At 57.9% G+C, this 12,622-nt stretch carries 16 protein-coding genes; 8 read left to right on the top strand and 8 right to left on the bottom strand.

Features of this window, described 5'->3' with window-relative positions:
- Nucleotides 1–36: 36 nt before the first annotated feature.
- The 3 genes from QP891_RS02665 to QP891_RS02675 all read right to left on the bottom strand — a co-directional run bounded on the left by QP891_RS02665 (nt 37) and on the right by QP891_RS02675 (nt 1,478).
- On the bottom strand, nt 37–309 hold the full coding sequence (locus tag QP891_RS02665) for a thiamine biosynthesis protein X (RefSeq protein WP_284769953.1): 273 nt from the start codon (nt 307–309) through the stop codon (nt 37–39).
- A gap of 56 nt (nt 310–365) precedes the next feature.
- Entirely contained in the window at nt 366–887 is a 522-nt protein-coding gene (gene greA, locus QP891_RS02670; RefSeq protein WP_284769952.1) for a transcription elongation factor GreA, read from the bottom strand.
- 120 nt (nt 888–1,007) lie between these two features.
- On the bottom strand, nt 1,008–1,478 hold the full coding sequence (locus tag QP891_RS02675) for a DUF4307 domain-containing protein (RefSeq protein ID WP_284769951.1): 471 nt from the start codon (nt 1,476–1,478) through the stop codon (nt 1,008–1,010).
- 92 nt (nt 1,479–1,570) lie between these two features.
- Here QP891_RS02675 and mca point away from each other — a divergent pair, with 92 nt between their 5' ends.
- The 3 genes from mca to QP891_RS02690 are packed head-to-tail and all read left to right on the top strand — an operon-like array spanning nt 1,571 to nt 3,565.
- Nucleotides 1,571–2,461 (top strand): mycothiol conjugate amidase Mca, encoded by an 891-nt coding sequence (mca, locus tag QP891_RS02680; protein WP_284769950.1) that lies wholly within the window; start codon nt 1,571–1,573, stop codon nt 2,459–2,461.
- A gap of 3 nt (nt 2,462–2,464) precedes the next feature.
- On the top strand, nt 2,465–2,776 hold the full coding sequence (locus QP891_RS02685; protein ID WP_005280029.1) for a hypothetical protein: 312 nt from the start codon (nt 2,465–2,467) through the stop codon (nt 2,774–2,776).
- An 18-nt stretch (nt 2,777–2,794) separates the two neighbouring features.
- On the top strand, nt 2,795–3,565 hold the full coding sequence (locus tag QP891_RS02690) for an isoprenyl transferase (protein WP_023026159.1): 771 nt from the start codon (nt 2,795–2,797) through the stop codon (nt 3,563–3,565).
- A 3-nt stretch (nt 3,566–3,568) separates the two neighbouring features.
- Here the strand turns inward: QP891_RS02690 and coaA are convergent, their stop codons facing one another.
- On the bottom strand, nt 3,569–4,495 hold the full coding sequence (coaA, locus tag QP891_RS02695) for a type I pantothenate kinase (RefSeq protein WP_284769949.1): 927 nt from the start codon (nt 4,493–4,495) through the stop codon (nt 3,569–3,571).
- 119 nt (nt 4,496–4,614) lie between these two features.
- On the opposite strand from coaA, the gene glyA reads away from it, so the two are divergent.
- Nucleotides 4,615–5,898 carry a serine hydroxymethyltransferase gene (gene glyA / locus QP891_RS02700; RefSeq protein WP_284623156.1) on the top strand — a complete coding sequence of 428 codons (1,284 nt, stop codon included), beginning with the start codon at nt 4,615–4,617 and terminating at the stop codon, nt 5,896–5,898.
- On the opposite strand, the gene QP891_RS02705 is transcribed toward glyA, so the two are convergent.
- The gene (locus QP891_RS02705; RefSeq protein WP_296089941.1) at nt 5,895–6,287 is read right to left on the bottom strand and encodes a DUF5997 family protein; all 393 of its coding nucleotides are present in this window, start codon (nt 6,285–6,287) and stop codon (nt 5,895–5,897) included. The genes glyA and QP891_RS02705 overlap by 4 nt on opposite strands.
- A 35-nt stretch (nt 6,288–6,322) precedes the next feature.
- Here QP891_RS02705 and QP891_RS02710 point away from each other — a divergent pair, with 35 nt between their 5' ends.
- The 4 genes from QP891_RS02710 to QP891_RS02725 all read left to right on the top strand — a co-directional run bounded on the left by QP891_RS02710 (nt 6,323) and on the right by QP891_RS02725 (nt 10,011).
- Nucleotides 6,323–6,997: a LysR family transcriptional regulator substrate-binding protein gene (locus tag QP891_RS02710; protein ID WP_284644190.1), complete on the top strand. Its 675-nt coding sequence runs from the start codon at nt 6,323–6,325 to the stop codon at nt 6,995–6,997.
- Between the two features lie 145 nt (nt 6,998–7,142).
- Nucleotides 7,143–7,751 (top strand): LGFP repeat-containing protein, encoded by a 609-nt coding sequence (locus QP891_RS02715; protein ID WP_284769948.1) that lies wholly within the window; start codon nt 7,143–7,145, stop codon nt 7,749–7,751.
- A 235-nt stretch (nt 7,752–7,986) separates the two neighbouring features.
- Nucleotides 7,987–9,351, top strand: coding sequence for an RNA 5'-3' helicase PhoH2 (gene phoH2, locus QP891_RS02720; RefSeq protein WP_284769947.1), 1,365 nt, complete (start codon nt 7,987–7,989; stop codon nt 9,349–9,351).
- 81 nt (nt 9,352–9,432) lie between these two features.
- Complete coding sequence (locus QP891_RS02725) at nt 9,433–10,011, top strand: GNAT family N-acetyltransferase (protein WP_284769946.1); 579 nt, start codon at nt 9,433–9,435, stop codon at nt 10,009–10,011.
- A gap of 130 nt (nt 10,012–10,141) precedes the next feature.
- On the opposite strand, the gene QP891_RS02730 is transcribed toward QP891_RS02725, so the two are convergent.
- Genes QP891_RS02730 through QP891_RS02740 form a run of 3 tightly spaced genes read right to left on the bottom strand, consistent with a single transcriptional unit; the run spans nt 10,142 to nt 12,620 of the window.
- Complete coding sequence (locus QP891_RS02730; RefSeq protein ID WP_284769945.1) at nt 10,142–10,435, bottom strand: DUF2316 family protein; 294 nt, start codon at nt 10,433–10,435, stop codon at nt 10,142–10,144.
- Nucleotides 10,435–12,003, bottom strand: a complete 1,569-nt coding sequence (locus QP891_RS02735) for an MDR family MFS transporter (RefSeq protein WP_284769944.1) — start codon at nt 12,001–12,003, stop codon at nt 10,435–10,437. Before QP891_RS02735 ends, QP891_RS02730 begins: the two co-directional genes overlap by 1 nt.
- Nucleotides 11,997–12,620, bottom strand: coding sequence for a TetR/AcrR family transcriptional regulator (locus tag QP891_RS02740; protein WP_284769943.1), 624 nt, complete (start codon nt 12,618–12,620; stop codon nt 11,997–11,999). Before QP891_RS02740 ends, QP891_RS02735 begins: the two co-directional genes overlap by 7 nt.
- Between the last annotated feature and the right edge of the window lie 2 nt (nt 12,621–12,622).

The following is a 12,622-nucleotide window of genomic DNA, read 5'->3' on the forward strand; positions in this document are numbered from 1 at the left end:
AAAGGCTGAAGGATAGTATCCTTCAGCCCATTTCTTTTATTGGGGCAGTTGCGTCGCGGTGGCGTTTGGCTGCTGCACAGGTTCCTCGACCCCGTTCTGCAGGCCCTCCGAATCCACCCCGGGTTCGGTGGTGACAGCAGATGAAGTCGTCTCGTCATTCTTCTGTGCCGGCGCCTCGCCGGTGAAGGTCGATGCGTTGTCGATCTTGCCGGATTCAGAATCCTGTTCGTTCGGCGGGTGGCATGCGGCCAAGGAAAGGCCGGCGGTAAAAACTAAACCAGCGGTGGCGAAACGGGAGAATTTCTTCATGGGGATGTGCTCTTTCTCCAGAGTAGTGAAGGCGGTAATGAGGTGGGAGGAGGAAATTAGGATTCGCGCGGGGTGGCGGCCTTGGCGGAATCGTATGGGGCAGCCGATTCGATGGTTACCGAAATGGTCTTTCCGTTTGGTGCGGAGTACTCGCGGGTTTCACCCTCCTGTGCACCGATGATGGCGGCGCCCAGCGGGGACTGCTCGGAGTAGGTCTCTAGGTCCTTGTTATCGGTCGCAGCGGCGCGGGTACCGATGAGGAAGGTTTCCTTATCGTTCTTGTCGCCGTTGTAGTACACGTGAACAACGCTGCCGGTGTAGGCAACGCCTTCCTGCATGGTGCCACGCTCGGTGGTGGAGTTGGCCAGCAGCTCAGAAATCTGCTTGATGCGGGCCTCTTCCTGGTCCTGCATCTCGCGGGCGGCGTCGTAGCCGGCGTTTTCTTTCAGGTCGCCCTCTTCGCGGCGCTCATTGATTTCCGCTGCCACCTCTGGGCGGTGATCGATGAGTTCCTGCAGCTCGGTCTCGAGCTTTGCCTTGGTTTCTGGGGTGATGTACTGCTTTTGCTGCTCAGCCATTCTAAAACCTTCCGTGCTGTGGAATAGTGGTCAAAGTCCTGCGATGATGGCGGGACCGAAGTTAAGTATGCAACCAGGCAATTGCCCAGTTCTAGGCTGTACAAATCCTAGCACATGGGGCTAGCGACTTTCCGCGTAGTCGGGATTGTCCATATCCAGGTAATCCGGGATATTGCCGGAGCAACCATAGGCTCCACCGGCGACGGCGCGGGCATTGGTGGGGACATCGACGGCAATGCGATGCGTCTCATTTCCGCCAGCGGGAACGGCAAATTCGCGGCGGCCTACCTCGGATTTGGAATAATCGTAAGCCTGCACGATGCAGTAAGCATCCTCATCGGTGTGATTGCGGGTTACGTCGACCCAGACGCGCGTGGTGTCATCGCTCAGAACCTCTTGAGTGACCATAGAAATCTGAGCATTGACGGATTCTTTTTCCCGAAAATACTGGAAGCCGTAGTAGAGAAGGGTGACGAGCATGGCGGCGAAAATTAACACCAGCGCCTTATTGGCCCAGCTACCAGAGTTCTTTTGTGATTTATCGCGCGAGCCGTAGCGCGCGGCGGAGCGAGAATTTCCGGCGGAAGTCATAGCCCTACTTTAACCGAGGAGTACCATTTTCCCATTATCTACTAAGATAGTGGTCTGTTCTAAAAGCTAGTTTTAAAGGGGATGGATTTTCAGTGAGCGACTTTCGCCTCCTAGCAATCCACGCACACCCGGATGATGAATCCTCCAAGGGTGCTGCGACAACGGCCCGTTACGCAGCAGAAGGTGCGGATGTAATGGTGCTGACCTGCACCGGTGGTGAACGCGGTGACATTATTAACCCGGCTATGGACCGTCCTGGTGTTAAGGAAAACATGGCTGAGGTACGCCGCGAGGAAATGGCTAAGGCAGCCCGCGCGCTTGGGGTCCAACACCAGTGGTTAGGCCACGTTGATTCTGGCCTGCCAGATCCTGAGGAAGGCAAGAGCATGGAAGACCTCTTGCCGGAAGGCTGCTTTGCCCTGATGGGCGATGATGCAGCGGCCCAGGAAATGGTGCGCGTTATCCGTTCATTCCGCCCGCAGGTCATCATTACCTATGACGAAAACGGCGGCTACCCGCACCCAGACCACCTCATGGTTCACCGAGCCTCCATGATTGCGTGGGAAAAGGCCGGTGACGCCTCTTACCACCCAGAACTGGGCGAGCCCTTCGAGCCGCTGAAGCTGTACTATTCGCATGGCTTTGTGTACCAGCGTATGAAGATGTTCCACGATCTTCTACTTGAAGAGGGAAAGCCCAGCCCGTACGGTCCTATGCTGGCGCGTTGGGACACGGCTTTCGGCGATATTATGGCCCGCGTTACCACGCAGGTGGAGTGCGCCGAGTACTTCCAAAACCGTGATGATGCGCTGCGGGCGCACGCGACGCAGATCGATCCTGCGGGCGCATTCTTGGCAACCTCCGTGGAGGTCCAACAGCGCTTGTGGCCAACGGAGGAGTTTGAATTAGCCAAGACCAGGGTATCGACCTCGCTGCCGGAAAATGATTTATTTGCGGGCATTGAAAAGAACGAGGAGACTTAAAGCATGAGCGTCTATGACTCCCTTTTCTTGGCTGCGCACGATGTCACTGTTCTTGCGCAAGGCACAGAAGGTGCAGAGGGCGGGCCGATGGGTCCCGAGTTTGGTAAAGCCTCGCCCATCGGGCTGCTTATCTTGGCTATCTTGGGCGTTGCCGTGCTGGTAGCGGGTTGGAATTTCCACCGTCGCTTTTCGCGCTTCCGTCGGCGCACTATGTTCGCTGAAGACCACGGAATCGATCCATTCGACGAAGAGGCAGTGGATGCGGCGCTCAAGGAAGCTGGCCTTTACGATAACCGCAAGAAGTCGATTTTCTAGCCGGTTGGAGTAATCAACGTGACATTTCTCAAGCGGCTGATGTACCCCTTGTATGAAGCACGCCTCGTGCGGCTTATCAAGGGCAGACCGCAGCCGAAGCACGTGGCGATCATGGCTGACGGCAACCGCCGCTGGGCGCGGGAAGCCGGTTTTACGGATATCAGCCACGGTCACCGCCAGGGGGCGAAGAAAATTGGGGAGATGATCGCGTGGTGCCGTGATACCGATATTGAGGTAGTCACCATCTACCTCTTGTCCACGGAGAACTTGAAGCGCAGCCAGCAGGAAGTGCAGCTGCTTTTTGACATCATCTCTGATGTGGTCACGCATTTGTCCCAGGGGGATCTGGATTGCCAGGTGCGCCTTGTGGGTAACTTAGATTTATTGCCCGCGCCGGTAACCCAGCGCATGGTTGACGCCGCTGAGGAAACCAAGGATAACCAAGGCGTCATTGTCAATGTGGCCGTGGGCTACGGTGGGCGCCAAGAAATCGTCGATGCCGTTCAGAAGCTGGTGCGCAGCGAGGCCGAAAAGGGCACGAGCGCGGCCGAGATGGCGGACCGTGTCACCGCGGATTCGATTACGGAACACCTTTATACCAAGGGCCTGCCGGACCCGGATTTGGTGATCCGCACCTCCGGTGAGCAGCGACTTTCCGGATTCCTCCTGTGGCAAGCAGCCTATTCAGAAATTTGGTTCACCGATACCTATTGGCCGGCGTTCCGGAAGGTAGATTTCCTGCGCGCGCTGCGTGATTATTCGCAGCGTTCGCGCCGCTTTGGCAAATAGCGGCTAGATTTTTCGCATCCGCACCTTTTCGACGAGGTGATGCGAGCCCTTTTTCAATACCAGGGATGCGCGCACGCGGGTGGGCAGGATATTTTCCACCAAATTTGGCAGGTTAATGGATTGCCAAATCTCGCGGGCTTGGGCGCGCGCCTGCTCATCGTTCATATCGGCATAAGCAGCGAAGTGAGCATTGGGTCTGCGGAATTCGGTGTGGCGCAGCGTGAGGAAGCGGTCGATGTACCACTGCTCAATATCGTCCGTGCGGGCATCGACATAGACGGAGAAGTCAAAAAGATCCGCGATGGTTAAGGTGGGGCTGGTTTGGAGGACGTTGAGGCCTTCCAAGATTAAGATATCCGGCTGGTTGACCTCTTGATAGCGATCTTTGACGATGTCATAGGTGATATGCGAATACAGCGGCGCTTTGACCACGGGTTTTCCGGATTTGACGTCGGTAACAAAGCGCATAAGTGCGCGGCGGTCGTAGGATTCGGGGAAACCCTTCCGCTTCATCAGTCCGCGGTCTTTAAGCGTTTGGGTGGGAAAGAGGAACCCGTCCGTGGTCACCAGGTCCACCTTCGGGTGAGAGTCCCAGCGCTGTAGGAGCACTTGGAGGAGGCGGGCGGTGGTGGATTTACCAACGGCCACGGAACCGCCTACGCCGATGACGAAAGGCACGTGCGTGGGAGGGTTGCCCAAGAAGGCTTCGGTGGCGGCGGTGAGTTGTTGCCGGGCGGTGACCTGCATGTGGATAAGGCGGGAGAGGGGGAGGTAGACGTCTGCCACCTCGTCCAAATCAATGCGATCGCCGATGCCGCGTAGCTCTTCTAGTTCGTTTTCTGTCAACACCTGTGGCATGGATTTGCGAAGATCACGCCAGGTTTCACGGTCAAAGTCGAGGTAGGGGCTTGAATCCAGGTTGCGCGCCATAGCCTAATTGTCGCACGCGATGATAAGGGAATTAAAAATTTGCCCCCTGTAAGGTAGCCGAAAGGTTATGATATGTAATAGTTCATACTGCTTCCTACCGAGAAGAGGACTAGTCTTATATGGCTTCTTTCAATACTGACCTGCGCGATCTTGACCCCGATGTTTTCGGCGCTATCCAGGGAGAAATTTCCCGCCAGCGCGAAACTCTAGAAATGATCGCTTCTGAAAACTTCGTGCCGCGCGCCGTCTTGCAGGCACAGGGTTCTGTCCTGACCAATAAGTACGCCGAGGGATACCCAGGGCGTCGTTACTACGGCGGCTGTGAGCACGTCGATGTTGTTGAGGATCTCGCACGCGACCGTGCGAAGGCGCTCTTCAACGCGGAATTTGCCAACGTGCAGCCACACTCCGGCGCGCAGGCGAATGCCGCAGTCCTGGCCAGCATCGCGGAACCGGGCGATAAGATCCTCGGCCTGTCCTTGGCGCATGGTGGACACCTGACCCACGGGATGAAGTTGAACTTCTCCGGCAAGCTTTACGATGTCGCGGCGTATGGTGTGGACCCAGAGACCATGCGCGTGGACATGGATAAGCTGCGCGAACAGGCGCTAAAGGAGAAGCCAAAGGTCATCATCGGCGGTTGGTCCGCGTACCCGCGCACCTTGGATTTCGCGGCCTTCCGCGAGATTGCCGATGAGGTGGGCGCTTACCTGTGGGTTGACATGGCCCACTTCGCGGGTCTGGTTGCCGCAGGCCTGCACCCGAACCCAGTGGAGCACGCCGATATCGTCTCCACCACCGTGCACAAGACCCTGGGCGGTCCGCGATCCGGCATGATCTTGGCCAAGCAGGAATACGCAAAGAAGCTGAACTCCAATGTCTTCCCAGGCCAGCAGGGTGGACCGTTGATGCACGCGGTCGCTGCAAAGGCTATTTCTATGAAGATTGCGGCCAGCGAGGAATTCAAGGAGCGCCAGGAGCGCACCCTTGAGGGCGCCCGCATTCTGGCTGATCGCCTCTTGGCGGAAGATACGCAGGCAGCTGGCGTGGACGTTGTGTCCGGTGGCACTGATGTCCACCTCGTCCTGGTTGATCTGCGCAATTCGCAGCTCGATGGTCAGCAGGCAGAAGACCTGTTGCACCAGGTAGGAATCACCGTCAACCGCAATGCGGTCCCGAACGATCCTCGCCCGCCGATGGTCACCTCGGGCCTGCGCATCGGCACCTCCGCCCTGGCCACCCGCGGCCTTGATGCGGAAGCCTTCACCGAGGTTGCCGATGTCATCGGCACCGCCTTGGCACAGGGCAATAACGCCGACGTCGAGGCGCTTCGCCGGCGCGTCGACAAGATTGCCGAGGATTACCCGCTGTATGAAGGCCTTGAGGACTGGAAGCTGGTTTAGTCCTTATCCTCTGCGGCGTCCTCGTTGACGTCGTGCCCGCGAGCCTGCGCCAGCGTGGCGCGGGCTTGCTGCAGCCACTCCGGCTGTTTTTCCAAAAGCTCGCTGATTTCCGCAGTGGTCAGCGGCTTATCCATGTCATTCTTCTTTAATGCGGTGACAGAAATGCCCAGCTTGTGGGCAACTTCCTGCCGGGGGTGGGGGCCTTCGCGGCGCAGCGTTTGCAGCCACTGTGGGGGATTGTGCTGCAATTCGCGCAGTTCTTCGTGGCTTACCGCGCTATTTTGAAATTCTTCGGGCGCGGCGGGCAGATAGATATTCAGCTTTTTAGCGGCGGTCTGCGCGCGCATTGCGGTACCGGACGGTTGCTGTTGGTTATGTTGTTCACTCACGGTTTAACCGTAGCACTTTCAGTAGACTGTGCTCCATGCTGCGCTTAGCCTTTGTGACCGGTACGGAACCTGGAAAATGGTTTCAGAGATTTCAGGACAATACTGCGCACGGCGGTTTATCTACCATCGATGCGGATGACGGCATGGCGGAATTGCTCGCAGGTCGCGTGGATCTGGCGTTAACGCGCCTGCCGGATGCGCGCCTGGATGACTCCTTCCACGTGGTCCGCCTCTATGAGGAGGCCCCTGGCATTGCGGTCCCGAAAGATTCAGTTTATGCGGAGGTGGGCGAGGCGCTGGCGCTTGCCGATGTCTCCGATGAACACCTCAACTACCGCCTCACCGATGCCGGCGAGGTCGATATCGCCGCCGTTCGCGAAGCCCTGCAGGTGGTCGCGGCCAATGTGGGCATCGCCATCGCACCGCTGCCGCTGCTAAAAATCCTCAGCAAGAAACAGGTGGTTCCGCTTGCGCTGAAGGGCAGCGAGGTGCCGGTCACCGAAATTGCCTTGGTCTGGCGGAAGGCGGAGGATAATGAGGCCATCCAGGACTTTGTGGGCATCGCTAAGGGGCGTACCGCCCGCTCCTCCAGGCAGGAGAAGCCGAAGCGCACGGCCCGCGAAAAAGCTAAAGCCAAACAGTCTCGAAGGATTGTTAACAATCCGTTACAGAAACAAAAGAAGCGCCCTAAGCAGCGTAAACGGCGATGAACTGAAACCTGGACCGCGCAAACCTCGGTGCACAGAGTGGCGGCATAGTGCACTTGGGGTCTACGGTGGGCTGCGCTCGCCTCAACGGCGGCCTAAAACTACAGTGAACTAATTTTCGGCTGAAAATCGAAAGGTAGATCTAGAAATGCGCAAGATTACTCGTCGTATTGCAGGTGGCTTCGCGGCCGCAACCCTCTCCGTTGCTCTCGTTGCATGCTCGGACGCAGAGGATACCGTTGATGACGCCAAGGATACCGCTGGCTCCGTAGCCGCAGACGCCTCGGATGCTGCTGGTTCTGCCGCAGCCGATGCCACCGACGCCGCAGGTTCCGCTGCCGCAGAGGCAACTGGCTCCAAGGACGATAATGCAGAGGGCGCCAAGGGCGATACCCAGACCGTCACTACTGCAAATGGCGAGGAAGAAGTTCCCGCTGACCTTGCAGCCGCCATCGAGGAAAAGCAGGCAGAGTGGGGCGACGTGCAGAGCGTAGAGTCCTCCGATAAGGGCACCTTGGCTACCTTCGAGGGCGGCAAGCACCTGGTCTACTCTGAGGAGACTGGTGCACAGCCGGTCATCGGCAAGATTGCTGAAACCTGGGTAAACGAGGGTGGCCTCGACTCTTCCGTTGGCCTGCCTACCAAGCCAGAGGCTGACGCAACTGAGGCAAACGGCTGGACCCAAGAGTTTAGCAACGGCACCATCTCCTGGACTGAGGGTGAAGACGGCCAATTCAAGGCTGATATCGAGGCCTAAAGGCTAAAATTCGGCGCCCGCATAAGCGGCACGCCGAACACTCTCGACACTTTCCCTGCGGGTTGTTCCGCAGGGATTTGTCGTTTTCTTAAAGTTCATCTTCCACCCATGTGATTTCAACCTTGGGTGCTTAGGTTGGGTGGCAGCCCCCAAGAGATCGCAGCACTAGCGGTATTGGGGGACAGACAAGGAAGAACAGCTTTCTACCGTTTCACAAAGGAAGATTCCTGCCATCATGACTCGCCCCTCTGTACTTTCTACTCCACTAGGCACCACCGATAATGACATCGCCACCAAGACCTATGTCCTCGATACTTCGGTCTTATTATCTGACCCGTGGGCGCTGCGAAAATTCGCTGAACACGAGGTCGTCCTTCCCGTTGTGGTTATCTCTGAATTAGAAGGAAAACGTCATCACCCGGAGCTTGGCTGGTTCGCCCGCCAAGCTCTTCGCTTTTTGGAAGAGCTGCGCGCTACCTATGAGGCGCTCGACCAACCCGTTCCGGTAAATGTAGCTGGCGGTACTTTGCGGGTAGAGCTTAACCACCAAGACCAGTCGCTCTTGCCGGCCGCATTCCGCGGCCCGGAAGGGGACCACCGCATCTTGGCCTGCACCTTGAACCTGGCGCACGAGGGTAAGGACACGGTCTTGGTCACCAAAGACGTACCGCTGCGCGTCAAGGCCGGCGCCGTGGGCGTGCAGGCCGATGAATACCACGCCCAAGACGTCATTTTGACTGGGTACTCCGGTATGGCCACCGCCTATACCACCACAGATGTCATCGACGCCCTCTACAGCGATGGGGAAGTGCTGCTAGACGGGGTTGTCACGGACGATGACACCCCGGTTGAAGACTTGCCGGTGCACTGCGGCATCACCTTGATTGCCGGCGCGCAATCTGCCTTGGGGCGCATCATGCCGGACGGGGCGGTGCGCTTGGTGCGCGGCGATCGCAATGCCTTCGGCGTGCAGGGGCGTTCGGCGGAACAACGCATTGCCTTGGATCTGCTGCTGGATCCGGAGGTTGGCATCGTTTCCATCGGCGGTAGGGCCGGTACTGGTAAATCAGCGTTGGCATTGTGCGCAGGCTTGGAGGCTGTCTTGGAACGCGGAGAGCACCGCCGCATTGTGGTCTTCCGGCCCATGTACGCCGTCGGCGGGCAGTCGCTGGGGTACCTGCCGGGCTCTGAATCAGAGAAGATGAACCCATGGGCTCAAGCGGTCTATGACACCTTGGAAGGCCTAGTCTCTGACAACGTCCTAGAAGAGATTCACCAGCGTGGGCTCATCGAGGTCCTGCCACTGACCCATATCCGCGGCCGGTCCCTGCACGATGCCTTCGTTATCGTGGACGAGGCGCAGTCATTGGAGCGCAATGTTTTGCTCACCGTGCTCTCGCGCTTGGGGGAAGGCTCGCGAGTAGTGCTCACCCACGACGTTGCCCAGCGCGATAACCTGCGGGTGGGCCGCCACGATGGGGTACAGGCGGTCATCGAAAAGCTCAAGGGCCACGAGCTCTTCTCGCACATTACCCTTAAGCGTTCGGAGCGCTCCGCCATTGCGGAACTGGTAACCGATCTATTAGAAGGCAACGACTAAGTGGGGGCCGGATGAAAGCGATTTCGCAGACAGCGAATTTAATGAATTCTTTATAGAAAAAATCACCCAAGACCAGTAATAATGGTGCTTATGAGCGAGAACGCCAAGAAGACGTCTGCGGACGATAAGAAAAAGGATTTCCGTATTCGGCCCTTCACTTCGGCCGATTACCCGCAGATGCGGGACATCTACGAGCAGGGCCTGCAAACCGGCCATGCCACCTATGAAACCCGATCCTTGACCTACGAGGAGTTTACGAGCTCCAAGATCATGGCCTCGGTGCACGTAGCCGTTGAGGCGGACGATGATTCCAAGGTATTGGGGTGGGTTTCGGCCGCCCCGATTTCCTCGCGCACCGTCTTCCACGGCGTCGTGGAGGATTCCATTTACTTGGGATCTGATGCCCAAGGCCGTGGCATTGCAGGGGCCTTGCTCGATTGCCTCATTGAAGTGTGCAAGGACCTGCACAAGTGGGCCATCCACTCTTGGATCTTCCCGGAAAATGAAGGTTCTGCGGGCCTTCACAAGTCCCGCGGTTTTGAAAAGGTCGGCACCTACTCACACATGGCCAAGATGACCTATGGTGAGTTGGCCGGGCAGTGGCGCGATACCGATGTCTACGAGCTCCTGCTTCCCAAGCCGGAGGAAAAGAACAGTTAAAGGGCACTCGCCTTTTCGTCACGAAGGCCGTAGCGCTGCCGGGGGAATAAATCATCCCGGCGGCGCTACGGCCTTTATTTGTTTTTCCCAAGCTAGGCGATCAACCAGGCGGGGGAGCAAAAGTGCGCTCCTAGACTGCGGGTACCTCCCAGCGCCCAAACCAACTCTGTGCTTGGGGCCGCATGGAATCGCTCAGGCGGCTAAACGGCGGCACCTCGATGCCTTGGCGCTCTGCCAAGGCCACGAGGTAATCGCGGGTGCGCCATACCTCGATGGGGCTTGCCTCAATATCGAGCACCTCCGCGAGGCCGCCAGCCTGGTAGCCGAGGGAGGAGTTGATGGGGGCATCGGCAAGCGGCAGGCTACCGCGCAGCGCATGGAGCTCCCTACTGGTGGCGGCGGTTTCTGCGGGGTTGAGCGACATTAATCGATCGTCTCCTTCAGGCGCTCTTCACGCAGGGGAAGCAGGACCAAGAGGGCGACGATGACGAGCGGGACCATCAGCGCGATGACCGGGGTGAGTCCGTCATTATAGGAATTTAATACTGCCTGCCTGAGCGGCTCTGGCAGGGAAGACACCAAGTCCGGGGTCAGGCTATTGGCATTGCCCTCGCCATTGCCAAACTTCTCGGCATAGGCCGCGCCCTCAGGTCCCAGCTGCTGGATGGCCTGCGGCAGGCGGTTGGCCATCTCATCCTGCATGTTGTTAATGAACATGGAACCGACCAGGGAAGCACCTAGGGCAGAACCGATCTGGCGGAAGAAGTTATTCGCCGCGGTTGCCGTACCCACCTGGGAGAGCGGGAAGGAGTTCTGGACGATGAGAACGAGCACCTGCATGACCATGCCCAGGCCGATGCCGAAGGCGAGGAACTCGAAGCCGAGTTGCGTGAGCGATGTGTCTACCGACAAGCGGGACATCCAAAAGAGTGCACCGGCGGTAATGGCCAAGCCGATAACGGGGTAGATTTTGTAGCGGCCGGTCCGGGCGATGATGAAACCGACGCCGGTGGAGGTGCCGATAAGGCCAACCATCATCGGAATCATCATCAGGCCTGCGTTAGTGGGCGAGAGGGTGTGGACCATTTGAAGGTAGGTGGGCATATAGCCCAGCACCCCGAACATGGCCAGGCCCAGGATGACGCCGGATAGGGTAGTCAGGGCCATGTTGCGGTTCTTGAAGAGGCGAACCGGGATAAGCGGTTCGGCAGCGCGCAATTCCACGATGGTGGTAATGATCGCGCCGACGAGGGTAATGGCGCCGAGAGTGAGGATCATGGTGGAATCCCAGTCGTACTCGGTGCCGCCCCAGGTGGTCATGAGGATAAGGGAAGCTGTAGTAATGGCGATGAAGGTGGCACCGAGCCAGTCAAAGCGCTTCATATCGGCCTGGCCCACGCGCAGGTTGAGCACCAGGATGCAGACCACCATGGCCAGCAGGCCGAGTGGAATATTCATCCACATGCCCCAACGCCAGCCGGGGCCATCAGTAAACCAGCCACCCAAGACGGGGCCGAGGACGGAGGACAGGCCGAATACGCCGCCCATGATGCCCATGAACTTGCCGCGCTCGCGGGAAGAGGTGACCTCGGCGATGATGGACTGCGAGGAAATCATCATGAACCCAGCACCGAAGCCTTGCACGGCGCGGGCGATGATGAGAACCGTCATGGAATCGGCAAAACCACCGATGGCAGAGCCCACGACGAAGACGGCGATGCCGCCAATGTAGAGCCACTTGCGGCCCAACATGTCACCCAGCTTGCCGGAAATTGGCATGGCGATGGTCATGGTGACAAGGAATGCGGAGATGACCCAGCTCATGTGGTCAACGCCGCCAAGCTCACCAACGATCGTTGGCAAAGCGGAAGAGAAAATCATCTGGCCCAGCGAGCTCATCAACATGGTGAGCACCAGCGCAGAGAAAATGAGCCCCAGGTTATCCGCCCGCGACTGGCCCTGCGCAGGAGCCTTTTCGGCTGTATCTACCATCGGATTCCTTTCATAACATCATTAATCAACTTCAGTGAATCATTAAGACGCGAACTCAGGGCGTCGCTGCAATCGCTATCAGGGGCGGCGATGGAAAGCCACAGGGCCTCGCGGACTACACCGGCGATGACCATGGCCTCCGTTGCCGCTGAATGGCCCTCGAGGATGCGCAATTCCGGTTCTTGGTTAAGGCGCTCCTCAATGAGCCCAATAAGCTCGATGGATTTCGCCCGCTTGCGGCTAATGGAGGCGGCGGCCGCCTCTGGGTCATTAGCAATGCGCTTGCGTCTCTCCCGAATCGTGGGATTAACGTGATGGCCCTCCATGTGCTGTTCCACCAGGTTAAGGACTAATTCCATGATGTTGGTGGTGGGTTCACGGAGGAAATACTCGCGCATTTCCGCGGTGAAGTCAGCACTTGGTGCCCCAAGCACGGCGGATTCCTTCGAATCAAAATAGTTAAAAAACGTGCGCCGAGAAATACCGGCTAGTTCGCAGATCTCTTCAATAGTGACCTCGCCAAAGGAATGCTTGTCCACCAACTCGGTGGCGGCATCCTCGATGCGTAGCCGCGTTTCTAGGCGTTTCTGCTCGCGTAGTGATAGTTCTTCTTGCACAG

This window comes from Corynebacterium sp. MSK310 (assembly GCF_030227355.1).
GTDB lineage: Bacteria > Actinomycetota > Actinomycetes > Mycobacteriales > Mycobacteriaceae > Corynebacterium > Corynebacterium rhinophilum.

Coding starts and splice junctions, on each gene's coding strand:
- greA (WP_284769952.1), bottom strand. CDS start 887: ATGGCTGAGCAGCAAAAGCAGTACATCACCCCAGAAACCAAGGCAAAG.
- QP891_RS02710 (WP_284644190.1), top strand. CDS start 6,323: ATGCTGCGCTTAGCCTTTGTGACCGGTACGGAACCTGGAAAATGGTTT.
- QP891_RS02685 (WP_005280029.1), top strand. CDS start 2,465: ATGAGCGTCTATGACTCCCTTTTCTTGGCTGCGCACGATGTCACTGTT.
- QP891_RS02725 (WP_284769946.1), top strand. CDS start 9,433: ATGGTGCTTATGAGCGAGAACGCCAAGAAGACGTCTGCGGACGATAAG.
- QP891_RS02675 (WP_284769951.1), bottom strand. CDS start 1,478: ATGACTTCCGCCGGAAATTCTCGCTCCGCCGCGCGCTACGGCTCGCGC.
- glyA (WP_284623156.1), top strand. CDS start 4,615: ATGGCTTCTTTCAATACTGACCTGCGCGATCTTGACCCCGATGTTTTC.
- phoH2 (WP_284769947.1), top strand. CDS start 7,987: ATGACTCGCCCCTCTGTACTTTCTACTCCACTAGGCACCACCGATAAT.
- coaA (WP_284769949.1), bottom strand. CDS start 4,495: ATGGCGCGCAACCTGGATTCAAGCCCCTACCTCGACTTTGACCGTGAA.
- QP891_RS02735 (WP_284769944.1), bottom strand. CDS start 12,003: ATGGTAGATACAGCCGAAAAGGCTCCTGCGCAGGGCCAGTCGCGGGCG.
- QP891_RS02730 (WP_284769945.1), bottom strand. CDS start 10,435: ATGTCGCTCAACCCCGCAGAAACCGCCGCCACCAGTAGGGAGCTCCAT.
- QP891_RS02665 (WP_284769953.1), bottom strand. CDS start 309: ATGAAGAAATTCTCCCGTTTCGCCACCGCTGGTTTAGTTTTTACCGCC.
- QP891_RS02715 (WP_284769948.1), top strand. CDS start 7,143: ATGCGCAAGATTACTCGTCGTATTGCAGGTGGCTTCGCGGCCGCAACC.